Source organism: Streptomyces sp. ISL-66 (genome assembly GCF_018614135.1).
Lineage (GTDB): Bacteria > Actinomycetota > Actinomycetes > Streptomycetales > Streptomycetaceae > Streptomyces.
In genome coordinates this window covers 49,247-72,029 of the sequence record NZ_JAGGOW010000125.1, presented here as the reverse complement: position 1 = coordinate 72,029, position 22,783 = coordinate 49,247, and the positions used below count along the sequence as shown (strand labels likewise).

At 73.6% G+C, this 22,783-nt stretch carries 26 protein-coding genes and 1 pseudogene; 14 read left to right on the top strand and 13 right to left on the bottom strand.

The window, feature by feature from the left end; all coding sequences use genetic code 11:
• Positions 1–7 precede the first annotated feature (7 nt).
• Positions 8–520 carry a DinB family protein gene (locus tag J7E97_RS23920; protein ID WP_215030852.1) on the bottom strand — a complete coding sequence of 171 codons (513 nt, stop codon included), beginning with the start codon at positions 518–520 and terminating at the stop codon, positions 8–10.
• Positions 521–704: 184 nt separating this feature from the next.
• Here J7E97_RS23920 and J7E97_RS23915 point away from each other — a divergent pair, with 184 nt between their 5' ends.
• Together J7E97_RS23915 and J7E97_RS23910 are read left to right on the top strand one after the other, a co-directional pair.
• Positions 705–1,700 (top strand): hypothetical protein, encoded by a 996-nt coding sequence (locus tag J7E97_RS23915; protein WP_215030849.1) that lies wholly within the window; start codon positions 705–707, stop codon positions 1,698–1,700.
• A 68-nt stretch (positions 1,701–1,768) separates the two neighbouring features.
• A complete protein-coding gene (locus J7E97_RS23910; RefSeq protein WP_215030844.1) occupies positions 1,769–2,935 on the top strand; it encodes a PHP domain-containing protein in 1,167 nt (388 codons plus the stop codon).
• A 16-nt stretch (positions 2,936–2,951) separates the two neighbouring features.
• Here J7E97_RS23910 and J7E97_RS36185 read toward each other — a convergent pair.
• Positions 2,952–3,650: pseudogene (locus tag J7E97_RS36185) on the bottom strand (VOC family protein); the annotation flags it as partial.
• A 213-nt stretch (positions 3,651–3,863) separates the two neighbouring features.
• Between J7E97_RS36185 and J7E97_RS23905 the strand changes: the two are divergent.
• The 4 genes from J7E97_RS23905 (at position 3,864) to J7E97_RS23890 (ending at position 8,039) form a co-directional block, all read left to right on the top strand.
• A complete protein-coding gene (locus tag J7E97_RS23905; protein WP_215030841.1) occupies positions 3,864–4,958 on the top strand; it encodes a GNAT family N-acetyltransferase in 1,095 nt (364 codons plus the stop codon).
• Between the two features lie 32 nt (positions 4,959–4,990).
• Positions 4,991–6,034, top strand: a complete 1,044-nt coding sequence (locus J7E97_RS23900) for an isopenicillin N synthase family oxygenase (RefSeq protein ID WP_215030838.1) — start codon at positions 4,991–4,993, stop codon at positions 6,032–6,034.
• A 95-nt stretch (positions 6,035–6,129) separates the two neighbouring features.
• On the top strand, positions 6,130–6,663 hold the full coding sequence (locus J7E97_RS23895; protein WP_215030834.1) for a GNAT family N-acetyltransferase: 534 nt from the start codon (positions 6,130–6,132) through the stop codon (positions 6,661–6,663).
• 230 nt (positions 6,664–6,893) lie between these two features.
• Positions 6,894–8,039 carry a hypothetical protein gene (locus J7E97_RS23890; RefSeq protein ID WP_215030831.1) on the top strand — a complete coding sequence of 382 codons (1,146 nt, stop codon included), beginning with the start codon at positions 6,894–6,896 and terminating at the stop codon, positions 8,037–8,039.
• Between the two features lie 66 nt (positions 8,040–8,105).
• Here J7E97_RS23890 and J7E97_RS23885 read toward each other — a convergent pair whose 3' ends face one another.
• The gene (locus tag J7E97_RS23885) at positions 8,106–8,849 is read right to left on the bottom strand and encodes an HNH endonuclease family protein (protein WP_308346773.1); all 744 of its coding nucleotides are present in this window, start codon (positions 8,847–8,849) and stop codon (positions 8,106–8,108) included.
• A 183-nt stretch (positions 8,850–9,032) separates the two neighbouring features.
• The gene (locus J7E97_RS23880) at positions 9,033–9,608 is read right to left on the bottom strand and encodes an HAD domain-containing protein (protein ID WP_215030828.1); all 576 of its coding nucleotides are present in this window, start codon (positions 9,606–9,608) and stop codon (positions 9,033–9,035) included.
• A 651-nt stretch (positions 9,609–10,259) separates the two neighbouring features.
• Between J7E97_RS23880 and J7E97_RS23875 the strand changes: the two genes are divergently transcribed.
• The 4 genes from J7E97_RS23875 to J7E97_RS23860 all read left to right on the top strand — a co-directional run bounded on the left by J7E97_RS23875 (position 10,260) and on the right by J7E97_RS23860 (position 13,528).
• The gene (locus tag J7E97_RS23875) at positions 10,260–10,544 is read left to right on the top strand and encodes a hypothetical protein (protein ID WP_215030825.1); all 285 of its coding nucleotides are present in this window, start codon (positions 10,260–10,262) and stop codon (positions 10,542–10,544) included.
• Between the two features lie 170 nt (positions 10,545–10,714).
• Positions 10,715–11,095 (top strand): hypothetical protein, encoded by a 381-nt coding sequence (locus J7E97_RS23870; protein WP_215030822.1) that lies wholly within the window; start codon positions 10,715–10,717, stop codon positions 11,093–11,095.
• Positions 11,096–11,198: 103 nt separating this feature from the next.
• On the top strand, positions 11,199–12,560 hold the full coding sequence (locus J7E97_RS23865; protein WP_215030819.1) for an FAD-dependent oxidoreductase: 1,362 nt from the start codon (positions 11,199–11,201) through the stop codon (positions 12,558–12,560).
• 272 nt (positions 12,561–12,832) lie between these two features.
• A complete protein-coding gene (locus tag J7E97_RS23860; RefSeq protein WP_308346777.1) occupies positions 12,833–13,528 on the top strand; it encodes an NAD(P)-binding domain-containing protein in 696 nt (231 codons plus the stop codon).
• A gap of 62 nt (positions 13,529–13,590) precedes the next feature.
• On the opposite strand, the gene J7E97_RS23855 is transcribed toward J7E97_RS23860, so the two are convergent.
• Both J7E97_RS23855 and J7E97_RS23850 read right to left on the bottom strand, forming a co-directional pair.
• A complete protein-coding gene (locus J7E97_RS23855) occupies positions 13,591–14,112 on the bottom strand; it encodes a hypothetical protein (protein WP_215030813.1) in 522 nt (173 codons plus the stop codon).
• Between the two features lie 89 nt (positions 14,113–14,201).
• Positions 14,202–14,681 (bottom strand): MarR family transcriptional regulator, encoded by a 480-nt coding sequence (locus J7E97_RS23850; protein ID WP_251055029.1) that lies wholly within the window; start codon positions 14,679–14,681, stop codon positions 14,202–14,204.
• 127 nt (positions 14,682–14,808) lie between these two features.
• On the opposite strand from J7E97_RS23850, the gene J7E97_RS23845 reads away from it, so the two are divergent.
• Positions 14,809–15,219, top strand: a complete 411-nt coding sequence (locus J7E97_RS23845) for an organic hydroperoxide resistance protein (protein WP_215030809.1) — start codon at positions 14,809–14,811, stop codon at positions 15,217–15,219.
• Positions 15,220–15,354: 135 nt separating this feature from the next.
• On the opposite strand, the gene J7E97_RS23840 is transcribed toward J7E97_RS23845, so the two are convergent.
• Positions 15,355–16,119, bottom strand: coding sequence for a dienelactone hydrolase family protein (locus tag J7E97_RS23840; protein ID WP_215030807.1), 765 nt, complete (start codon positions 16,117–16,119; stop codon positions 15,355–15,357).
• A gap of 115 nt (positions 16,120–16,234) precedes the next feature.
• Between J7E97_RS23840 and J7E97_RS23835 the strand changes: the two genes are divergently transcribed.
• Both J7E97_RS23835 and J7E97_RS23830 read left to right on the top strand, forming a co-directional pair.
• Positions 16,235–16,441, top strand: coding sequence for a hypothetical protein (locus J7E97_RS23835; RefSeq protein ID WP_215030805.1), 207 nt, complete (start codon positions 16,235–16,237; stop codon positions 16,439–16,441).
• A 25-nt stretch (positions 16,442–16,466) separates the two neighbouring features.
• Entirely contained in the window at positions 16,467–17,087 is a 621-nt protein-coding gene (locus J7E97_RS23830; RefSeq protein ID WP_215030803.1) for a hypothetical protein, read from the top strand.
• A gap of 19 nt (positions 17,088–17,106) precedes the next feature.
• Here J7E97_RS23830 and J7E97_RS23825 read toward each other — a convergent pair whose 3' ends face one another.
• On the bottom strand, positions 17,107–17,682 hold the full coding sequence (locus J7E97_RS23825; protein ID WP_215030800.1) for a YdeI family protein: 576 nt from the start codon (positions 17,680–17,682) through the stop codon (positions 17,107–17,109).
• A gap of 117 nt (positions 17,683–17,799) precedes the next feature.
• Here J7E97_RS23825 and J7E97_RS23820 point away from each other — a divergent pair, with 117 nt between their 5' ends.
• Positions 17,800–18,150, top strand: a complete 351-nt coding sequence (locus J7E97_RS23820; protein ID WP_251055028.1) for a hypothetical protein — start codon at positions 17,800–17,802, stop codon at positions 18,148–18,150.
• A gap of 148 nt (positions 18,151–18,298) precedes the next feature.
• Here J7E97_RS23820 and J7E97_RS23815 read toward each other — a convergent pair whose 3' ends face one another.
• From J7E97_RS23815 to J7E97_RS23795, 5 genes are all read right to left on the bottom strand, one after another.
• Entirely contained in the window at positions 18,299–18,484 is a 186-nt protein-coding gene (locus tag J7E97_RS23815; RefSeq protein ID WP_215030795.1) for a DUF6381 family protein, read from the bottom strand.
• 96 nt (positions 18,485–18,580) lie between these two features.
• Positions 18,581–19,162 carry an HPP family protein gene (locus J7E97_RS23810; protein ID WP_215030792.1) on the bottom strand — a complete coding sequence of 194 codons (582 nt, stop codon included), beginning with the start codon at positions 19,160–19,162 and terminating at the stop codon, positions 18,581–18,583.
• 376 nt (positions 19,163–19,538) lie between these two features.
• Positions 19,539–20,279, bottom strand: a complete 741-nt coding sequence (locus tag J7E97_RS23805; protein WP_215030875.1) for an NPP1 family protein — start codon at positions 20,277–20,279, stop codon at positions 19,539–19,541.
• Positions 20,280–20,454: 175 nt separating this feature from the next.
• Positions 20,455–21,753 (bottom strand): serine hydrolase domain-containing protein, encoded by a 1,299-nt coding sequence (locus tag J7E97_RS23800; RefSeq protein WP_308346768.1) that lies wholly within the window; start codon positions 21,751–21,753, stop codon positions 20,455–20,457.
• Between the two features lie 71 nt (positions 21,754–21,824).
• Positions 21,825–22,679 carry an NlpC/P60 family protein gene (locus J7E97_RS23795; protein WP_215030786.1) on the bottom strand — a complete coding sequence of 285 codons (855 nt, stop codon included), beginning with the start codon at positions 22,677–22,679 and terminating at the stop codon, positions 21,825–21,827.
• Positions 22,680–22,783: the final 104 nt, after the last annotated feature.

The window sequence follows — 22,783 nt, the reverse complement described above, 5'->3', positions numbered from 1 at the left end:
CCCGCCATCAGCGGCCCCTCGTCAGCACGCCCCGGACGAAGGCCGCCTGCCCCGCGTGCTGGAGGTCGTCGCCGATCACACTGATCAGCCGCACCCCCAGGGTCACCGGCGGATCCCACCGCTCGTCGACCACCCGGTCCAGATCGGCGGCGTGCAGCCCCCGCAGGAACCGCTCGGTCTGCTCGTGGACGGCGTCGAAGTAGCCGAGCAGCAGCTCCCCGGACTCGACGCGCACGGAGCCGGCCTGCCGGGCGGTGTGTCCGTACCCGGTCGAGTCGGCGGGCAACGGCAGGGCGAAACGCTCCTCCCATCCCCCCGCCTGCCAGACCTGGTCCCAGCCGGCCGCGTCCGCCACGTGGTCGTCCTGGATCCGGGTCAGGTGCCAGACGAGCCAGGTGATCGAGTTCGCGCCCGGATCGATCCGCGCGTCCAGCTGTCCGGCGTTCAGCCCCTCGACCGCCTCGTGCACCACGCCCTGGATCCGGCCGAACGCGTCGGCCAGTACCTCCGTACCCTTCATGCCCCCACCATGCCCACGACGGGCGGCGCCACGGCCCGCGGCGCCGCGGGAGACCCCCGTTTGCCCGCCTCGAATGGCGCAGCGCCGCGAGGTGGCGCTGAATGTAACAAAGCGTGCGCTTCCCATGACGCACGATGACCGGCGTGCGACGTGTAGACCCGCGCGTCGGCGAACGGAGCTTTCCATGAATGACCCCACACTCGCCGCGACGGAGTACGAAGAACCGCGCGGGCTCCCCGACACCACGGACGCCCGGCCACCGGCCGGAGCCACGGACGCACTCCACCCGGGCGAGGCGGATCCGGGCGGCGGCCCCGACTCGGACGGCCCCGACTCGGACGGCCCCGAATCGGGCGTTCCCGCCCGGGTCGGTCCCGGCGCCGACGGCCCCGACGCCGCCGGCCAGGAGCCACGGACGGCGTCGCAAGACGCCGGGGCCGCGCCCATGCGCACCGTCCTGGAGTCCGTGGCCACCGGCCGCCCGGTCGGTGAGGTCGCCGCTCTGGTGAACCTGCTGAAGGACTCCGACCAGCACCCCAACCCCGGACACACGGCGCTGCGCGCGGCCGCAATGTTCCGGCCCGTCCACGAGGTCGGCGAAATGATCACCCTGCTGGGCCGGTCCCCGCACGAGGTCCTCGACGCGGACATCACCCTGCGCGCCGCCGCCCTCGGCCGCCCCATCGAGGACGTCGCCCTGCTCGTCAGCATCCTCGGCACCGGCGCGGAACAGGCCGCACACCCGCGGCCCGTGGCGGATCCGGCGCGCCCGGCGCGTTCCGCGAGGGGCGCACTGCGCCACGTACTGCGCTGGCCGGTCGCGCTCGCGCTGCTGATCTGCGGTGCACTGCACGTGCCCGGCGACGTGGCGGGCTTGACCTCCGGTGACCCCGGCGGGCTGCTCGCCCTCGCCGTCACGGTGCTCTGCCTCACCACCGGCACGCTGCTGGCGGTACGGGACACGGCCGGGGCGTGGCGGGCCGGCGCGGTCCTCGCGCTGGGCGTGGCCGTGCTCCACGTGGTGGGCGGGGCCGTGGAGTTCGATCCGCTCGCCGGGGCCGTCGGCGGCTCCGTGGAGTGGGCGGGCGTCACGGCGGTGCTGAGCGCCGCGGTCGGCGCCGTCCTCGCCGGGCTGGCCCTGCAGTACCGTCCGTCGGCCGACCCGGCCGACGGCGCCTGACCCCAGGCGGGGAGGGCCCGGACCGCACGGTCAGTGCCCTCCCCGCCGTCGCCCGGAAAGAGGTGGGCATGGACCCGGTGGCCGCGCTGGACCGGATCGCCTTCCTGTTGGAGCGCGCCCAGGAGCCGACCTACCGGGTCCAGGCCTTCCGCGGGGCGGCCGCCGCCCTCGGGCGGATGGGCGAGGGCGAGCTCGCCGAGCGGGCCGCGGAGGGCACCCTCGAGGCGGTCAAGGGCATCGGGCCCAAGACCGCCAGGGTCGTCCTGGAAGCCCTGGCCGGAGAGGTCCCCGCGTACCTGCAACGGCTGGAGGACAAGGCCGCCGCACACCCCGTCGGCCCGCCCCCGAGCCCCGAGGTCCTCGCCCTGCGGGCGGCCCTGCGCGGCGACTGCCACATGCACTCCGACTGGTCGGACGGCGGCAGCCCGATCGAGGTGATGGGCCGGGCCGCGGCCACCGTAGGGCACGACTGGGCGGTGCTCACCGACCATTCACCGAGCCTGAAGATCGCCCGCGGGCTGTCCCCGGAGCGCCTGCGCGAACAACTGCGGCTGGTGGCCGAACTCAATGCGGCCTGGGCGCCGTTCCGGCTGCTGACCGGCATCGAGTGCGACATCCTCCTCGACGGCTCGCTCGACCAGGAACCCGAACTCCTGGCCGAGGTGGACCTGGTGGTCGGCTCCGTCCACTCCAAGCTCCGGATGGACGCCCCCGCCATGACCCGGCGGATGATCGCCGCCGTGCGCAACCCGCACCTGGACGTCCTCGGCCACTGCACCGGTCGGCTGGTGACGGGCAAGACCCGCCCCGAGTCGCAGTTCGACGCCGAGGCCGTGTTCGCGGCCTGCGCGGAGTCCGGCGCCGCCGTCGAGATCAACAGCCGGCCCGAACGGCTCGACCCGCCGCGCCGGCTGCTGCGGCTCGCCGTCGCCGCCGGCACCCTCTTCGCGATCGACACCGACGCCCACGCCCCGGGCCAGCTCGACTGGCAGACCACCGGCTGCGAACGGGCCGTGGAATGCGGGGTGACGGCCGACCGGGTCGTCAACACCTGGTCCGCGGCGGACCTCCTCAACTGGACGCGGACCCGGACCCGGCCGCGGACCCCGGCCCCGACCCAGTCCCCGACCCGGACCCGGACCCAGTCCCCGACCCAGTCCCCGACCCCGATCCGGAACCAGTCCCGGACCGAGACGCCTGGCCGGTCCCGCCGCCCGCCGTCCGCGAAGCCGTGAGCGTGAACAGCGCCCCGTCCGGATCACGCAGCGCCACCCAGCGCTCGTCCCGGCTCTCACCCGGCTCCGAGACCGTGCGCCCGCCCAGCGCGACGGCCGCCTCCACGGCCGCCTCCAGAGCGGGCACCCGGAAGTGCACGTGCCAGCGGGGCCGGGTGGACGGACTGTAGGACCCCTGCTCCACGGGACCGCTGCCGAGGCGGGCCACCGGCGTCCCGCCCTGCCGCAGCACGACCTGCTCGTCCTCGTAGGAGACCTCGCAGCATCCGGTGCGCCCGGTGGCCCACTCCAGGACCTCCCCGTAGAAGATCGCCGACTCGAAGGCGTCGCGGGTACGGAGTTCCAGCCAGGCCGGCGCGTCCCCCGCCCCCACCCGCCAGCCCGCCGACACCCGGCCCTCCCAGACCCCGAACACCGCCCCGTCCCGGTCCGCCACCAGCGCCGCCCGGCCCCCCGACTCGAACGACACCGGTCCCACCGCGATCGTCCCGCTCCGCTCCCGGATCCGGTCCGCCGCCACGTCGACGGAGTCGACGGCGAAGTACGGGGTCCAGGCCACCGGCACCGCCAAGTCCCCGGCCAGCGCCCCGATGCCCGCCACCGGCACTCCGCCCAGCTCGGCCACCGAGAAGGCCTCGCCGAGCCGCGCGGGCCGGAACCGCCAGCCCACGACCGCACCGTAGAACCGCTGGGCCGCGCCGAGATCGCGGGCCATCAGGCTCACCCAGCACGGCGCCCCGAAAACGTCCCTCGTCGACATCTCCACCGTTCGCTCCACCCTTCACCGGGCGCGGCCCGCCCGCGCTGTCCGAGCACAAGCAGTAGCGACCCGCCCCGACGGCGGCGCGCAGGCGCGCCACCGTGACCACCGGCCGTGCGGTACGGAAATCCCGTTGGCCGCACGGAGGCCGGCTCCTAAGGTGCGCGTATGAAGATCATGAATTCCCAGGACGTCGACGCGGCGGTCTCGCTCACCGCGCGGGCCCTGCGCGACGTCGCGCACCTCGACTGGACCGTCCCGGCCGCCGGCCTGGAGTGGAGCTGCCACGACACCGCCGTCCACGTGACGGAGGACTTCACGGCCTACGCCGCCCAGCTCACGGTCCGCGCGCGCGACGGGTACGTCCCGCTGAGGATCCGGGCCGACGACGGCACCGAACCCGCCGGTCTCGTCGACATGATCGAGGCGTCCGGCGGGTTCCTGTCCGCCGCCGTGGCCCTCGCCGGGCCCGACGCCCGTGCTTGGCACCCGTACGGCAGGGCGGGCGCGGACGGCTTCGCCGCGATGGGAGTCGTCGAGACCCTGCTGCACACCCACGACATACTCGGCGGACTCGGCGTCCACGACTGGGAGCCGGACCCCGCCCTGCCCGCGCGGGTCCTGGACCGGCTCTTCCCGCACGTCCCGCGCGTCCCGCGCGGCAAGGACGGCGGCGACGACGGCGACGCCTGGCGGACCCTGCTGTGGGCGACGGGCCGGGGCGAACTGCCGGGCCTGCCACGGCAGACCAGCTGGCGCTGGTACGCAGAGCCGATCGTCGCCGAGCGCGTACTGCTCTGTGAGATCAGCCCGATGGCCGCCGCCGATCTGTACGCGGGCGGCACCGGCGGTTTCGCCTGGGCCGAGGACGGCCCCGGCGACGGCACCCGGCGCGCGTCCGGAGGCGTGGCGAACGCCCGCGAGGCGGGAACGTACCGGCCGGGCTGGGGCGCGTACGCCATCGTTCGCGCCGACGACCGGCGGGCCATCGGCGGCATGGGCTTCCACGGCGCCCCGGACGCCGACGGCCGGGCCGAGACCGGCTACGACCTGGTCCCCTCGGCGCGCGGCAACGGCTACGCCACCGAGGCGCTGAAGGCGCTCTCCGCCTGGGCCTTCGGACAGCCGGGCCTCACCCTGCTGACGGCCACGGTGGACGAGGACAACGCCCCCTCCCACGGCGTGCTGCGGCGGGTCGGTTTCACCGAGGCGGGCACCGGGGAAGGCCAGGTCCGCTACGCCCTGCGCGACGCGGGGGCATAGCCCGGCCCCCGACTCGGAAAGCAGGTCCCGCCGTGGTGAGTTCCCAGGTCCCCGTGATCGATCTCGGCCCGTGGCGCGGCGGCGGGCCCGAGGAGCGCCGGGGCATCGCCTCGCGGGTCGACGAGGCCCTCCGGGCGGCCGGGTTCCTGCTCGTGACCGGGCACGGAGTGGACCCGGAGCTGTCCGGGCGGATCCGCGAGGCGGCGCGCACGTTCTTCCGGCTCCCGGCCGCCGCCAAGGCCCCGTACGCCGTCGCCGTCGGCGGCCGCGGCTGGCTGGGCCCGGGAGCGGAGGCCAACAGCTACGCGGAGGGCGCGGCCTCCCCGCCGGACCTCAAGGAGTCGTGGTCCTGCGCGGCCGAGGACCCGACCGGGAACCCGTCCGTGGACGCCGAGTGGTTCCGGCCCAACGTGTGGCCGGCCGAGGTGCCCGGGCTCCGCCCCCTCGCGGCGCAGTACCTGGCCGCCATGCGGGCGCTCTCGGAGGAGCTCCTGGCGCTGCTGGCCGCCGCCCTCCGGCTGGATCCGGACCACTTCACGCGGCACACCGGCCATCCCACCTGGGGATTCAACATCAACTGGTACCCGGGAACCGAGCTCGTCGGCCCGCCGCTACCCGGCCAGTTCCGCATCGGCGCGCACACCGACTTCGGCACGGTCACCGTCCTGGACCGGCAGCGGGGCGCGGGCGGGCTCCAGATCCACACCGACGCCGAGGGCTGGCAGGACGCCCCGTACGAGCCGGGCGCGCTCACCGTGAACATCGGCGACCTGATGGCCCGCTGGACGGGCGACCGGTGGCGGGCGGGCCGGCACCGGGTGCTGCCACCGCCCGCCGACGCTCCGGCCGAGGAGCTGATCTCGCTGGTCTACTTCTACGAGTGCGACGCACACACCCGCGTGGAGTCCCTCCCGGCGCCGGTCGGGCGGATCGCGCACGAGCCGGTCGACTCGCACAGCTACCTGAGGGAGAAGCTCGCCGTGATCACCGTCCCGGGGCCGGGGCCGAGGCCGGGGCCGGGGGCGACGGTGGCGGCGGAGGGCGCAGTGGCGGCCGAGGCCGTGCGGGAGGCGTGACGGGAGACCTGGTGGGAGCGCGTCCGGGAGGGTGACGGGCGGCCCGGAGAGGGCCCGATTACCCCTTGCCGGGAGCGTTCGGCAGGATGGGTCCCATGACCGAGATCCGCACCCCCCGCCTCCTCCTCCGCCGCTGGTCCGAGGACGACCTCGTCCCCCTGTCGGAGATCAACGCCGACCCCGAGGTGATGCGCTGGATCGGCGACGGCGAGACCCTCGATCTGGAGGAGACCGCCGCGACCATCGAGCGCTGGGAGGACGAGTGGGACGAGGAGGGCTTCGGGATCTTCGCCGTGGAGCTGCTGGCCTCCGGCGAGCTGATCGGCGCCGTCGGGCTCTCCATGCCGTGGTGGCTACCCGAGGTCCTGCCCGCGGCGGAGATCACCTGGCGGCTCGGCCGCTCCTACTGGGGCCAGGGCTACGGCTCCGAGGCCGCGCACGCCACGCTGGAGTTCGCCCTCCAGGACCGGGGTCTCGACCGGGTCGTCGCCGTCAACCGGGCCGGCAACGACGAGTCGGAGAACGTGATCCGCAAGCTGGGGATGACCGCGGAGAAGGACACCAGCCACCCGGAGTCCGGCGCGCTGCTCAACATCCACGGGATCGACCTGACGGAGTACGAGGGCTGAGCCGGCGCGTCCCCGAGCCGCACCCGGCCCCCTACGCGCACCCGTACCCGCATCCCCGCATCACCGGATCCCCGGCATTCCCCGCATCCCCCCGGCCCCGCATCGACCGATCGGCTGACCCGGGTGTCGGCCGCCGGGCGGAGCGGTCCGGCGGCGCGGCGCGGTGAGGATGGGTACGGGGGGAGCGGGCGCACCACCGGCCCCGCCCCCGGAACCGAGAGGGGCACCCCATGCCGGAGCACGACCGCCCGCGTACGAGCAGCCGTACCGCCTTCGCCGCCCTCACCACGGCCACAGCCCTGGCCGCGACGCTGCTCCTCGGAGCCTGCACGCCGTCCGGCGGCCAGGCGCCGCCGCCCGCGGCGGCCGCCGCCACCCCGCTCCCGACGGCCGCGCACACCCCCGAGGGCACACTCCTGGTCACCGACTTCGGGGCCGACACCGTCACCTTCGTGGATCCGCGGCGCGGGGCCGTCGGTTCCGTCCCCGTGGGCAGGGCCCCGTACGGCCTGGCCGTCGGTGCGGACGGCCGGGCCTGGGTGGCCACGGCCGAGGGAGTGGCCGTCGTCGACACGCGGACGCGCACCCGGCTGGCCCGCATCCCGTACCGCACCACCGCGACGGGGCCGGTCGAGGGTGGCGAGTACCGGGGCGGCGGCATGGGCATCGCGCTCTCGCCCGACGGCGCGCACGCCTACATCGGCGTCAACGTGCCCGGGACCACCGGTGTGCTGGAGGTCGTCGACACGGCGAAGGCCGAGGTCACCGCCGTGGTCCCGGTGGGCCGGCGCCCCTTCGACGTGGACGTGTCGCGCGACGGCTCCGAGATCTACGTCACCGGCCACGACTCCTTCGACGTCACCGTCGTCCCGGCCGGCTCGCTGCGGCCGCGCCGCATCGAGGTGGCGCCGTACGGGACGCAAGGCGGCCTCGGGTCGTGGCTGAAACCGCACTACGCCGCCGTGCGGCCGGCCGACGGGATGCTGCTGCTCCCCTTCGAGGGCGAGCGGCTCGCGGTGGTGGATGCGAGTACGGGCCGCACCACGATCGAGGAGCTGACCGCGGACACCCACCAGCACGGGGTCGCGGTCACGGCGGACGGCCGGCTCCTGGTCGTCGGCACGGGCGCCGTGGAGCCCGGCAAGGGCAAGGGCCCCTCGCTCACGGTCCGTTCCCCCGACGGCGCGGAGCGCGTGTACCCGCTCGACGGGCCGCACGAGGACGTGGCCGTGTCCCGGGACGGGCGCACGGCCTACGTCACCGGCGGCTACACGCGCGACGGCTACTGGAACGGCATCACGGTCGTGGACCTCGACACGGGGAGCAGCCGCCGGCTCGCGGCCGGCTCCCGGCCGCTGGGCGTCGCGGTGCTGTAGGCGCGGCGACCGGCGGGGCCGTCATCGGCGACGGCGCGCACCGCAGCGTCGACGCCCACGTGGACGTCATGCCGGGCAGGTGTCCAGCATGCCGGAGAGCATCTTCTTCTCCGGCTCGGTGGCGGTCAGGCCGTACGCGGACTTCACGGTCGTCCACGCCCGCCCGTACTGGCACCAAGCGTCCTTCGACGGCGGCTGCCACAGATCGGGGCTCTGGTCGCCCTTCGACCGGTTCGAGGAAGCGCTCACCGCCAACAGCTGGGGGCGGGTCAAGTCATTGGCGAAGGCCTTGCGCTTGGCGGCGTCCCAGCCGGCGGCGCCGGAGCGCCAGCCCTCGGCGAGGGGCACCATGTGGTCGATGTCCATCTTCGACGCCTCGGTGGCCACCACGCCGTCGTACAGGCTCTTCCACGTCCCGGACACGGCCTTGCACTCGGCGTCCCGGGCCACTCCCTTGCCGTCCCGCTGAAGGACGACCTCACGGGTGTCGCACTTGTCGCCCTGCTCGGCCCAGTGCGTGAACTTGTCCCGGCTGTATCCGGACATGGTCCCCGGCGGGGCCACCTTGAGCGCGGCCAGCTGCGTCCGTGCGGCGGCCGTGGAGACCATTCCGGGCAGTACGTCTCCGGAGGCGGGCTTCCCGTCGGCGGGGGACGCGGACGAAACGGGCGCGGAGCCACCCGGTTTGGCCTCACCGGGGGGAGTCTTCCCGTCGCCGACACCGCCGCCGCCGACTCCGGAACATCCGGCCAGCCCGAGCAGCAGCGAGGCCGCCAGCACCACGCCGGGTACACGTATCTGACGCCCCACTACCCCACCCCGAACCTGCTGCTGTGCACGATGTCCCGGGAAGCCTACCCATCTCGGGCGGGCGGCCACGCCGTTCGCGCGGTCGTGGCGGTCGTGGCGGTCATGGCGGTCGTCGTCGTGGTCGCCGTCATTGGTCGCCCCGTCGTGGCCGCTGGCGTGGTCGTACCGGTCACCGGTCACCGGTCACCGGCCGCCGAGTTCCTCGGGCCGAGCGGAAGGCCGGGTCCCGTGCTCGCGCAGCCACGCGTCGAGCACCGGGAAGTCCGCTTCCCGGAGGCCGACTCGGGCATCGACCCGGTACAGGAGGGCCGGCCCCGGATGGTGGGCGCGGACCCAGACGCGGTCCGCGGCGGTGATCTCGTCGTCCACCCAGACGAACGCCCGGCCCGCCGCCCAGGCGACGAGCCCGGGGGTCTTCCAGTGCGTCTCGCCCCGGCCGTCCTCGTGGTCGGGTCCGGCCCAGTCCACCACCTTCAGTTCGGGCAGCCCGAGACGCGGGGAGAGGGACAGGTTCGCGTCGTCCATCCAGGTCGTGGCCCACACCAGTTCGCACGGCAGCGCGGCGAGCCGGGGCCCGAGCGCCGGATCGGCCCGGGAGAGGAGCGGATGCCCGCCGTCCGCGAGCGCCGCGCCGCCGGGGGCGCCGCGGCCCTCGTCGTCCTCGTACGCGAGATAACCCCCGGCCGCGCCGAAGGGGATGAGCGGTCCGTCGACATCGAGGAACAGAACGGGCCGTGACACCGCGGGAGTTCCCCTCACGCGGTGTCCAGCGAAGGCGCGGCGATGTCGGATGCGGCCGGGAGCGCCCCGAGATCCCGTGGGCGGGTGTGATCGGTTTCCATGGGGGCATGGCTACCACCTCCCGCATCGGCCCCGATCGGCGGCCCGCCGGGAACCGCGGCTACGGTGAGCCCCATCCCTACTGCCGAAGGAGGTGACGGACGAAATGACGGCAACTTCCGCATCACCGACGGGACGCGTTGCCCTGGCCGCACTGGCGGGGCTGCTCTGCGTCGCGCTCACGGCCTGCGGCACCGTACGGGCGGGCGAGGCGGGCGGGCCCGCCCCCGCGGCGGCGCCCACCCCGGAGGTCTGCGATCTGGACGGGGCGACGCCGGGCGACGGCTCGGGCACGGGCTCGGGCACGGCCGCCCCCGACATCCCGACCGAGGACCAGACCGGCGGGCCCGCCGGCCCGCCGACGATCAGGAGACGGGCGGCTACGCGGGTCCGCCGACGGATCAGGAGACGGGCGGCTACGCCGGGCCCCCGACCGACCAGGACTCCGGCGCCCCGGACCCGCCGACCGACCAGGACGCCGGGACGCCCGGGCCGCCGACCGACGGGAGCGCCGCGCCCGGGGCCGTCACCAACGGGGCCGGGCCCTGCGGCGCGGCCGGATGGTTCGACATGACGGCGGACTTCGTCGCCTATTACGCGGAGCACCGGACCCCCTCGGACCCCGACGTGTCCGCGAACGGCACGGCCGAGGCCCGTGTCCGCAAGGTGCGCGGAGCGGGCGTGGCGGAGGTGTCCTTCACCTCCCGGCAGGTGGGCAAGGGGCGGGCGGAGGACGCGCGCGGGGTGGTACGGGTCTTCGCGGCCTGGCGGCACGAGGTGTACGGCGACACCGGCACGGTCACCGTCCGCGCGGGCGGGAGCCCTCCGACGACGGTCGTGACCGCCTCCTGGTGACCGGGGGACCGAGGAGTGGCGCGCACACCAGCCACACCCGGAATCACGGACGCACCACCCGCACCACCCGCCACCCGCACCACCCGCACCACCCACCCGTACCGGCGGAACCGGCGGAACCGGCGGAACCGGAACGACGACCGAGAGTGAAAGCAGAGGACAGGAACACGATGACCGACGACGCCGCGAACGAGCCGCACGTCCCCACCGAAGCCGAGCGCGCGGCCCGAGTCCGGGTGCGGGAGCACGCCACCGGCATGAGCCACCACGAGGCCGCCGAAGCCCTGGAAGCGGCCGAGCGCGAGCTCGGGCAGTCCGAGGAGGCGGCTGGGGAGGCCGGCGAGGAGGCCCCGGGGAAGCCCTCGGGCGAGGGGGGTCCGGAGCGGTCCTACGGCGCCGCCCGCGCGGCCGTAGCGGAATGGCGGCGCATAACGGAACTGCTCTTCGACCACGGCGGTCCGTACTCGCCCGACACCGACGCGTTCGTCCAAGGCCAGCTCACGGCACGTGCCGCCCACGGCCACCCCAAGTATGACTTGGGGCGGCCATAAGGCAGGGTTATGTGGCCATAACCAAGGGGTGGGTGCTGGGTTAGGCTTGCCTCAGTTTAGGGTTTCCTTGATCGAGTATGTTCGTCGTTCGAAGGGAACAGCCATGCCTCGCCCCCTGCGGGTAGCAATCGTCGGTGCCGGCCCCGCAGGCATCTACGCCGCGGACGCCCTGCTGAAGTCCGAGGCGGCCACCGAGCCCGGTGTGTCCATCGACATCTTCGAGCGCATGCCCGCGCCCTTCGGACTGATCCGCTACGGCGTCGCTCCCGACCACCCGCGCATCAAGGGCATCATCACCGCCCTGCACCAGGTGCTCGACAAGCCCCAGGTCCGCCTCTTCGGCAACGTCGACTACCCGAACGACATCAGCCTCGACGAGCTGCACTCGTTCTATGACGCCGTGATCTTCTCCACGGGCGCCACCGCCGACCGCGCGCTCACCATCCCGGGCGTCGAGCTCGAGGGCTCCTACGGCGCCGCCGACTTCGTCTCCTGGTACGACGGCCACCCCGACGTCCCGCGCACCTGGCCGCTGGAGGCCGAGAAGGTCGCCGTCCTCGGCGTGGGCAACGTCGCCCTCGACGTCGCGCGCATCCTCGCCAAGACCGCCGACGAACTGCTGTCGACCGAGATCCCGGCGAACGTCTACGACGGCCTCAAGGCGAACAAGGCACTCGAGGTCCACGTCTTCGGCCGGCGCGGCCCCGCCCAGGCCAAGTTCAGCCCGATGGAGCTGCGCGAGCTGGACCACTCGCCGAACATCGAGGTCATCGTCAACCCCGAGGACATCGACTACGACGAGGGCTCCATCACCACCCGCCGCTCCAACAAGCAGGCGGACATGGTCGCCAAGACCCTCGAGAACTGGGCGATCCGCGACATAGGCGAGCGCCCGCACAAGCTCTTCCTGCACTTCTTCGAGTCGCCCTCGGAGATCCTCGGCGAGGACGGCAAGGTCGTCGGCCTGCGCACCGAGCGCACGGAGCTGGACGGCACCGGCAACGTCAAGGGCACCGGCCAGTTCACCGACTGGGACGTCCAGTCCGTCTACCGCGCCGTCGGCTACCTCTCCGACGAGCTGCCCAAGCTGCCCTGGGACATCGAGTCCGGTACGGTCCCCGACGAGGCTGGCCGCGTCATCGCGGCGGGTGCGCCCCTGGCGTCCACGTACGTCACGGGCTGGATCCGCCGCGGCCCCATCGGCCTCATCGGCCACACCAAGGGCGATGCGAACGAGACGGTCGCCAGCCTCCTCGCCGACCACGCGGGCGGCCGCCTGCTGACGCCGGCCGCGCCGGCGCCCGAGGCGGTCGAGGCCTTCCTCACCGAGCGGGAGATCCGCTTCACCACGTGGGAGGGCTGGTACAAGCTCGACGCCGCCGAGAAGGCGCTGGGCGAGCCGCAGGGCCGCGAGCGCGTGAAGCTCGTCGAGCGCGAGGACATGCTCAAAGCGAGCGGGGCGTAGTCCCGTACTCCGGCCGGACCCGCTGCGCGCGGGCCCGGCCGGACGGGCTGCACTTCCGCGGCCTGCGCTCCCTCCCGCGGCTTGCACTTCCGCGGCCTGCGCTCCCTCCCGCGGCTTGCGCTCCCGCGGCCTGCGCTCCTGCGATCTGCGCTCCCGCGGTCCGAGACCTCGCGGCGTGCGGCTGTGTGCCCGGTTCCTCCGAACGGACGGCGGGGGAAGTCGTCGGGCCGGAGCGGAATGCCGTGCGCCCGGCGGTGGTTCGGATCATCGAGATACCCGAACACCCTGGACACACGGGAGAGCTCATGAAGATCGGCATCATCGGCGCGGGCAACATCGGCGGCAACCTCACCCGCCGCCTCACCGCACTCGGACACGACGTGACCGTCGCCAACTCGCGCGGCCCCGAAACCCTGACCGCCCTCGCCGAGGAGACCGGCGCCGTCCCGGTCACCGTCGCCGAGGCCGCCCGCGGGGCCGAGGTCGTCGTCGTGACGATCCCGCTGAAGAACGTCCCGGACCTGCCTGCCGGCCTCTTCCACGGGGCGGCGCCCGGCTTCGCCGTCCTCGACACCGGGAACTACTACCCGCGCCAGCGCGACGGCCGGATCCCCGGCATCGAGGACGAGGGCCTCACCGAGAGCCGGTGGACCGAGCGCCACCTCGGGCACCCCGTCGTCAAGGCCTTCAACGGCACCTACGCCGAAGACATCCTGACCCGGCCGCTCGAAGCGGGCCACCCGGACCGGATGGCGCTGCCCGTCGCCGGTGACGACGAGACGGCGAAGAAGACCGTACGGGCCCTCATCGACGAACTGGGCTTCGACACCGTCGACTCGGGCGGCATCGACGACTCCTGGCGCCAGCAGCCCGGTACCCCCGTCTACGGGCTCCGGGCGGGTACCGAGGCCGTGGTCAAGGCGCTCGCGGAGGCTTCACCGGAGCGCCCGGAGGACTTCAAGGGCTGACAACGGCCCGTCGGAGCGCGACCGGAAGCGCGTCCGACCGAAGTCTGATCCCCGTGCCGCGGCTATCCGAAGGGGATCCGGCCGCCCGGATGGTTTTCCGCCCTGCACCACCAGAGCGCTTCGCCTTCGTGCGTGACGGCGTGCAAGCCCCTCTCGTGTTCCGGGCAGAGCGGCCACAACCGCCCGTAGCGGTCGGCGAGGTACGTCTGGACGGCGTCGGCCACTTCCGCACGTACCCCCGCGGGATCGAACGACTGGACGACCAACTCGGCCAGCATGACCATCCCTGCGGGAAAGTCGGTCGAAGGACGAGTCGCGTCCGGCCGAATAGCGACACGGAGTCCCGTGTCCAGCTCGGCGGACGCGGCCACCGCCGGGAAGGCGTCCAGGACGGCACGGAGCTTCCGCTCGAAGGCGATCCGCGCGAACCGATCTGCGGGCAGCTCCCCGTGGTCGCGGTAGACGTCCCGGACCCAGTCGGCCGGCGGGCCTTCGGCGACCTGGAGACCCAGCTCGCCTTCGACACGCTCCAGCCACCGCGCAAGGAACTGCTCGTAGCGGAGTTCGAGCTCGCTCCCGTCCATGTGGTCCTCCACTTCTGGATGGCAAACGAGGCGGCTGACCCGGCCTGGACTGGCCGGGTCAGCCGCCTTGGTGCGGGGCCGGGCCCCGCCTACTCCTGTTCCTGCGGGACCGCCGCGTCCAGGGCGGCGGTGAGGCGCCGCAGGCGGGCCTGGAGGTCCCGGATCTCGCTGAGCTCGAAGCCCGTCGCGACGGCGATGCGCCGGGGCACCTCGACGGCCCGGGCGCGCAGCGCGGTACCGGCCTCGGTGAGGTGCGCGCGCACGGACCGCTCGTCCTCGGAGCTGCGCTCGCGGGAGATCAGGCCGGCCGCCTCGAGGCGCTTGAGCAGGGGGGACAGCGTCCCCGAGTCGAGCCGCAGGTGTTGTCCGAGCTGTTTGACCGGCATCTCGCCGTGCTCCCAGAGCACCAGCATCACCAGGTACTGCGGGTAGGTGAGCCCGAGGTCCTTCAGGACCACCCGGTAGAGGCCGCCGAAGGCCCGGTTCGCCGCGCCGAGCGCGAAGCAGATCTGGCCGTCGAGGCGCAGGAAGTCCTGGTCGGGGAGGGCGTCGGTCGGCGGATCGGTCATGGACGCCATTGTACGCAGGGCTATCGGGGCGGCAACTGAATTGTGCACAACTGAATTGTGTGCCATATTGATGGAGCGAGGTCGACGACCGATGACCCCGCCTCCGGCTTTGAGAGGAACCCCCGAGATGGACGCGATCTACACCGCCGTCGCCACCGCCAACGGCCGCGAAGGCCGCGCCGTCAGCTCCGACGGCCAGATCGACCTCGCGCTGGCCATGCCCCCGGCCCTCGGCGGGAACGGTCAGGGCACCAACCCCGAGCAGCTCTTCGCGGCCGGCTACGCCGCCTGCTTCGCCAGCGCCCTCGGACTCGTCGGCCGCCAGGCCAAGGTCGACACCAGCGACGTCTCGGTGACCGCGGAGGTCTCGATCGGCAAGGACGGCGCGGCCTTCGGGCTGGCCGCCGTCCTGCGCGTGGAGCTCCCCGACGCCCTGGCGGGCGAGACCGGCGCCCTGCTGGTCAAGCAGGCGCACGAGGTCTGCCCCTACTCCCGGGCCACCCGCGGCAACATGTCCGTCGAGCTCGTCGTCGAGTAGTCCCGACCGACCCGGCCCGGAGTCGGTCCGACCCGACCCTGAGCGCCGCCGGTCCGTCCGCAGTCCATCGCCCCGGGGGCGGGGAGGTGTCCGAGGGCACCTGCCCGCCCCCGGGCGCGCCCGCGTCCCGCGCCGTCAGAACGTCCGGTCGAGCAGCGCGAACAGCGCCGCCCAGTGCCGTTCGTCCGAGGCGGCGTCGTAACTGGTCGTATCGGCCAGGGTGTATCCGTGCCGCGCGCCCCCGTACACCTCGGTCCGGTGGCGGACTCCGGCCGCGGACAGGGCCTCGTCCAGCCGGTCGATCTGCTCGGCCGGCAGTGCCGGGTCCGCGTCGGCGTGGCCGAAGTACAGCTCCGCCGTCACCCGGTGCGCCAGCCGGTGCGGGCTGTCCGCCGCCTCGGTGGCCAGGAACCCGCCGTGGAAACCGGCCGCGGCCGCCACCCGCTCCGGGTACGTGCCGGCCGTGAGCAGCGCGAGCCGGGCACCCAGGCAGTACCCCGTGAGGGCGACCGGTCCCGCCGCGACCGGCGGGAAGCCCGCGAGCCAGTCCAGGTAGGCCGGTGCGTCGCGCATCACCATCTCGGGCGTCAGGGAATCGAGGACCGGGTCCACCCGCTCGAAGATCTCCGGCTGCCGGGCGAAGTCCACGAACTCCGGCAGCTCGAACACCGGCGTGCGCCCGTGGCGGTAGAAGAGATTGGGCAACAGGACGACGTAGCCGGCCGCGGCGATCCGGTCGGCCATCGACTTGATGTGCGGCCGCACCCCGAGGGCGTTCATGTACAGCAGGACCCCGGGATACGGGCCTCCGCCCTCGGGTCGGACCAGATAGGCGTCGGACGTGCCGTCGTGGGTGGCGATGTCCACGGTTGTCCGGCGTACCTCGTGTGCGGTGGTCATGGCCGTCCCCCTCTTTCGTATGGCAAGGGCGGCAGAATACCGTGATCGGCGAGTCACCCCAGAGTGTCCGGAAATCCTCCCGTGCGCCCGCCAACTACCGCCTTGCTGTGGTCGAATGCCAGTAGTGGACATCAGTGCCAGTGCCGAGGACTTCGACGCCGACCCGTATCCGTTCTCCGCGAGGCTCCGCGAAACCGGACCGGTCCACGAGGTCATCGTGTCCGCCGACACGTACGAGTCCGACGACCCCGGCGGCCGGACCCGCCATTGGCACGCGGGCAGCCTGATGCGCGGTGTGACCCGCCTCCCGGTCCGCTGGTAGCGCGGCAGGGCGCTAGGTTGACGGTATGGACGATGGGGACGGCGGGGGCGGTATCGACGACAGGGGCGGGACGGACACCTCCGCGGAAGGCGGCGACCCGGCCTGCTTCGCCCACCTCTTGTGTCCCACCTGCGGAGGCCTGGTCTCGGAGCGGCTCGCTCCCTGCTGCGCCCGGCTCGTCGGGCCGGTCCGCCACCCGTGGCTCGGGGTCCTGCGCCCGGACGCGGAAGGCCGGCTGACCGGCGGGATCGAGATCGGCGCGGCGCACCGACGGGCCGCCGCCGACGGAGACACGCACTGCGTGGTGACGATCGGTCCCGACGCGGTCGGTGACGGTGCCGGAACCGGGCCGGTCGGCCTCGACGACGCGGCGGCGCGCGTCCGCCGGGTCCTCGAGGACCTGGATGCCATCGAGGAGTTCGCCCTCGCGCAGGCGCCCGCGCACTGGCCGAGCGGTGCGGGGGCGGCGGACGCCGGACCGCCCCCGCGGGAGCGGCTGTTCCTCCGCTCCATCGACGTGATCGCACCGGACGCGACGGACGTCGCCTTCGCCTGTGAAGGACCCGGCGGCCCGGGCACGCGCGGGAGCCTGCTGGTGCGGGTGGACGCCTCCGGCCGGGCCCGTGAGGTCCGCCGGGCCCCTTGAGAGGGGCGGAGCCTCCCCGTCAGTCCGTGCCGCCCCGCGCGAGGAGGCGTACGACCCTGTCCAGGCGGGCCCTGCGGCTCTCCGGGGTCAGCGCCTGGAGGAGTGGGAGGAGCACGAGGTAGCGCCCGGTCCGGTCGAGGGCCTCGAAGGCCGCTCGGGCCACCGGATCGCCCGCCAGCGCCGCCGTGACATCGGGCGGGACCTCCGCCGTCCGCTGCGAGGCGTAGGCCGCCGCCCAGCGGCCGTCCTCCTGCGCCCGGCGCACCTCGGCGAGGCCCGGCTCGCGCATCCGCCCCAGGGCGGTGAGCTCGGCGACCTTGTCCACATTGACCTGCGACCACAGGCTCCGGGGCCTGCGCGGCACGTACTTCTGCAGGTAGTACCGCTCGTCGAGGGACCGCCGCTGCCCGGAGATCCAGCCGTAGCAGAGCCCGCTGTCGACCAGCTCGCCGGCGGACACCGACGCGATCCCCGACGTCTTCTTCGCCAGCTTGACCCATACGCCCGCGTTACGGGTGTGGTGCGCGGCCAGCCAGCTCTCGAAGGCCTCCGCGTTCGCGAAGGCGATGACCTCTACGCCGTCCAACTCGTCCATGGCGTCAGGGTAGGCGGCCGCCCCGGGGCCGAAGGGGAAATCGGCTGCGGGATAATGATCGGCGGTGTGAGCCCGGCTCGCGCCGGAAACCGAGAGCGACCCGAGATGGAGCCACCGATGGACGTACGTCACTTCGAGCGGATCACCGCGTTCATCGAGGCGCGGCTGACCCCGCTCTTCGCCGAGGAGACGGGCAGCGACAGCGGCTTCGCGATGGACGACACCTCCCGCGCCCTGCGCGCGCTGCGCAACGCGGCGCTGGAGGCATCGGTGGCCACGGGGCTCATCGAGCAGCGGGTGACGGCCGAGCCGGCCGTCCGCCGGGTCATCGACCAGGCCGTGGAGCACCACTGGGACGTGCTGCGCGGCATCGCCCGCCAGTGGGAGGACCACGCGGACTTCGCCCGCGAGTTCAAGCGCCACGCGTGGGAGCTCGACGAGGCCCCGGCGGCGGCCGCAGCCCAGTAGCCGCCGCTGAGAGCTCTTCGCTGGGCAGCCGGCCCGCCTCTTGGCCGCCCGCGAAAACGGCATGGACCGCGAGGAGCCGGTGGCCGGCCCCGCGCGGGGCCGGCCACCGGCTCGCCGTCGCCGCCCCGTCGCGGTCCGGGCGGTGCGGCTACCGCAGGTCCATGCCGGGGTCGTCGATGACGCGTTCCTGCTCGCTCTGCTCCTGGAGGCGGCGGGCCTTGTCCCGCAGCCGACGGCTCTCGTCGGGATCGGCCGACCGGGCGGCCGCCTCGTTCAGTTGTCGGGCCTTGTCGCGCAGCTGCTGCGACCGGCCGTGGGACTCGCCTGCACTCATGATCGCTCCTGGGCGCTGTGGGGGACGGCGGGCGGATTTCAGCGAACCAGCCACGCGCCGGGAGCGCATCTCGAACCCTCACCGGCAGTCATCCGGCTACCACCAGTACGCGGGGTACCTGGGGGCCTTGCGGCGCACGCGCGAGGCGGCGTACCCGGTCAGGACGATCAGCACGGTCGAGCCGAACAGCAGGGGGACGAACCGCGCGGGCGCCGGGCTCTGGAGGACCACCACGACGGCCGTGGCGCAGGCGGGCGAGTGCGGGGTGCGCGCGGCCATGACCAGCGCCAGCGTGACTCCGGCGGCCACGGCGGCGGCCCAGGCGCTGCTGCCGGCCAGCGCCAGGACCCCGTAGCCGACGGCGGCACCCAGCAGGTGCCCGATGACGACCCCGCGGGGCTGCGCCAGCGGCAGCGTGGGGGCGCTGTGGACCAGCGCGGCGCTGGCGGCCAAGGGAGGTATCAAGATCGGCTCGTGGAGCGCCGCCCCGATGGCCACGAGCGAGAGCAGGACGGTGGTCGCGGCGCTGATGCTGTGGACCGTGGCGGCGGCCGTGGGCCGGGCGGGGGCCCGCCCGGCGAACGCCCGGCGGCGGGGCGGTTCCGGGGCGCGGGCGGGGGCGGGGCCGGGGGCTGCGGGAGTGCGGGGGGCGGACGGCGGGCGGAGCGCGGTACTCATTGCGGCAGTGGTGTTTCCGGGCAGGGCGGCTGTCGGCCGGGCAGGGGCAGGGACGGGACGCATGCGGGGTGAGCGGCCGAGCCGGAGACACGGGCGAGCCGTGAAACGGTGGCGGGGCGCCGCTGCGGGGGAGTGCGCCGTGGTCGACGGCGCCTTCCGACCCCGCGCCTTCTCGGGGTACCGGGTCGGCGCGTTCGTGCGATGAGCCTATCCGGAGTCCCGGCTGCGGGCCGCCGGGGGATCCGACGGCCCGCGCCTACGGCACTCAGCGCCTACGGCACGCAACACCCACGTCACGGACGGTACGACCGTCACGGACGGTACGACCGTCACGGACGGTACGACCGTCACGGACGGTACGACGGTCTCGCCGTCGTCACGCGTTCGGGTCGAAGGGGATGCCCGCCGGCTTGGCCTTGGCGAGGTGGCCGTTGAACTGGCCGTCCTTGATCCCGAGGAGGGCGCTGCCGAAATCGGCCTGGCTCAGCTTGTCGCGCAGGCCCGCCGGGTACCCGTTCCAGCCGACGAGCGGCGGGTACTGCCAGGTCCCCTTGTGGTTCTCGGGCGGCTCGTCGTTGGAGTTCGCGGCGCGGAAGCAGTGCGTGCCGATTCCGTCCTTGTGGTAGACGATCTTCGGGTGGGTCCCGTCGAACCGTATCTGCGCGCTGGTGTGGACCTTGAAGTTGCCGTGCTCGGAGGTGGAGACGTAGGCGACCTGGTTGTTCTGGATCCACACCACGACGTGCTCCCAGTCGTGCCGGTGCCCGGCACTGCCCGGGCCGAGCGACACCTGGTCCTTCTCGAAGTAGAGCGCGTACATGACGGCGCACCAGCCGTTGTTGCACTTCGAGCGGGAGTAGCCGTTGGTGTTGTTCAGGTCGGAGAGGTCCCGGCAGCTGCCGTTGACGTCGCCGCCCAGCTTCAGGCCCGGCGCGATGGTGCCGTCCGGACCGATGGCGGGGCTGGAATAGCAGCCGTCCCGGTCGTAGTCGTAGGCGGGCTGGAAGGTCTGTTCCAGCCCGTCCGCGTTGGCGGGCAGGGCCGCGGGCGGAGCCGCGTACGCGACCGCGGGGACGGCGAGGACCAGCGCCGCGGCCCCCGCCGTGGCCGCGAGCATCCTGCGGGCCCGCCGGCCCGGCCCCCTCCGGGAACGTTTCACCGGCAGTGCGTCGGCCATCGTGTCCTCCTCATCGGTCACACGGGTCAACGCCCGTGTGGGAATGCGGAGTTCAGCTTTCCGGGCTCCCGCCCCCAAGCCAAGGGGCGGGAGCTGCCGTGTCCGGGAATCGCCGTCAGCCGTGCTCCGGGAGGTCCGCCTCCGCCGCGGCCGGGGCGAACGCGAAGCCGCGCGCGGTGGCCGGTCCGGCCGCGGGCGCCTTGCCGCAGAAGGCGGCCTCCAGGGTGCCGCCCAGGGCGGTGTTGGCCTGGCCCCGGTTGGAGGTGTTCGCCATCGAGGAGAGGGAGCGCTTGCCGTCGCGGGTGGTGAAGGCGTAGGTGTAGAAGCCCTGCACGGTGCCCGTGTGCCCGTACACCTGGGTGCCGCAGGAGAGGTCGTAGCGGCGCAGGCCCAGCCCGTAGAACCGGGTGTTCGTGGTGTCGGTCGGCGTCACCGTGAGCATGGCGTCCAGGGTGGCCGGGCGCAGCAGCCTGCCGCGGACCAGGGCGGACATGAAGGTGCTGAGATCGGCCGCGTTGGAGATCATCGCGCCGGCCGACTGTGCCCAGGAGACGGTCTGCTCGGTGGAGTCGACGAGCGGCGCGCCCTCCTCGTCCGGGTGCAGGTAACCGTTGGCGTGCAGGCCCTTGATGGCGGTACCGGGGTGGACGTACGAGGTGTTCCGCAGCCCGAGCGGCTTGATGATGCGCCGCTCGTACTCCTTGGCGACCCCCTTGCCGGTCGCCTCCTCGATCAGCATGCCCACGACGACGAAGTTCGTGTTCGAGTACTTGTACGCCGCGCCGGGCTCGGTGGTCCTCGGCTCGGCGAGCGAGAGGCCGACGAGCTCGCGGTAGGTGAACACCTTGTTCCGGACGGACTCGAAGCCGGGAACGGTCTGCTCGAACATCGTGTTCGTGTAGTCCGCCAGGCCGCTGCGGTGGGTCAGCAGGTGGCGCACCGTGATCCGGTCGTCGGGCAGCAGTCCCGGCAGGTAGCTGTTGACCGGCTTGTCCAGCTGGATCCGCCCCTCGTCGACCAGCTGGAGCAGGACGACGGTCGAGAACGTCTTGGTGACGCTGCCGATCCGGAAGCGGGCCTTGGGGTCCATGGCCGCGCCGGTGCTCCGGTCGCGGACGCCCTCCACCCGGGTCGAGACGCCGTCCGGACCGGTGAAGCGGGCCATCGCTCCGGGTGCACCGGCCGCCGTGGTGTTGCGCAGCGCCTGGGTCAGCGCCTCCAGATCGGGCGCGACCTGTCCGGGTGTGCCCGGTCCGGGGACGGGCAGGGGGCCGGACGCGGTGGCGGGCGCGGCGCCGGGGGTCGCGGTGGGAGCGGCGGCGTGTGCGGCGGTGGCCGGCAGCAGGCCGCCGCCGATCACGGCGAGCAGGGCGGCACCGGCGGCAAGGCGTCGCTGAGGGGACGGAAGGCGCACGTGGGTCCTCGATTTGTTCGGCTTGGGGATGAGTTGGGCCCGGCTGGGGCCATTTGAGAGCCTACAAACGATCAGTGACAGGTAGGCACGTCTTCCAGCCATTCCGGTCCCTGGATGTAGATGTTCGTCATCCAGGCCCCGTAGTCCGGGAGATAGGACCAGGCGTCGTTGGTGTAGCCGTCGGAGGTCACCACCTCCGCGTGCTTCTGGCACCCGACGCGGATCGTCGTCGGCCCGGGGAAGGCGTACACGCGTGCGGCCGCCGTCGACGGCTGGGCCTTGGTCCAGACTCCCGTGCCCCAGGTGCGGAAGGCGCGGCCGTCGACCGGGCCCGTGTCGACGCGGACCGCCCCGAAGTAGTCGCCGGCCAGCCGCACGTCACTGACCATCAGCTTGGTGCCCGACTGCTTGGCCTCCGCCATCTTGCCCGCGCCGAGGTAGAGGGCGATGTGGTGCAGCCGTTGCGAGCTGCCCCACACCAGCAGGTCGCCCGGCAGCAGCGGCGCGAGTCCCTGGGCGGCGGTGAAGCGTCCGGCGGCCCGGTGCGTGTAGTACTGCTGACTGGCCACGCCGTTCAGGACATCGGATCCGGCCGCCCGGGCGTAGGCGTAGCGGACGAGGCCCGAGCAGTCGAGGCCGAGCCGTTCGGGATCGTGTTCGCTGGCCGGATCCGAGGGGTCCACCTGCCCGTACGTGGCACCGGGCTGGGGGCCGTGACCGCCGCCCCACGTGTACCAGACGTCCTTTCCCACCTGCTCGCAGGCGGCGCCCACGGCCCGCTCGGCCGCGGCCGAGGCCCCCGGGGCCAGGACCCGGCAGGCACCTTCGGCGGCCGCCGGGGCGGCGGACGGCCAGAGGAGGACGGCCAGGAGGGCGAGGAGCGTGGTGAGGAGAGCGGTTCGGCGGGGACCTGATCGGCTGGGCATGACGGAAGACCTCGTTCCTGATGCGTGGTGCGTGGTACTTGGCGCTTGGTGCTCGGCGTTGAGCGCTTCGTGCTGCGCGCTCGGGCTTCGTGCTCGGGCTTCGT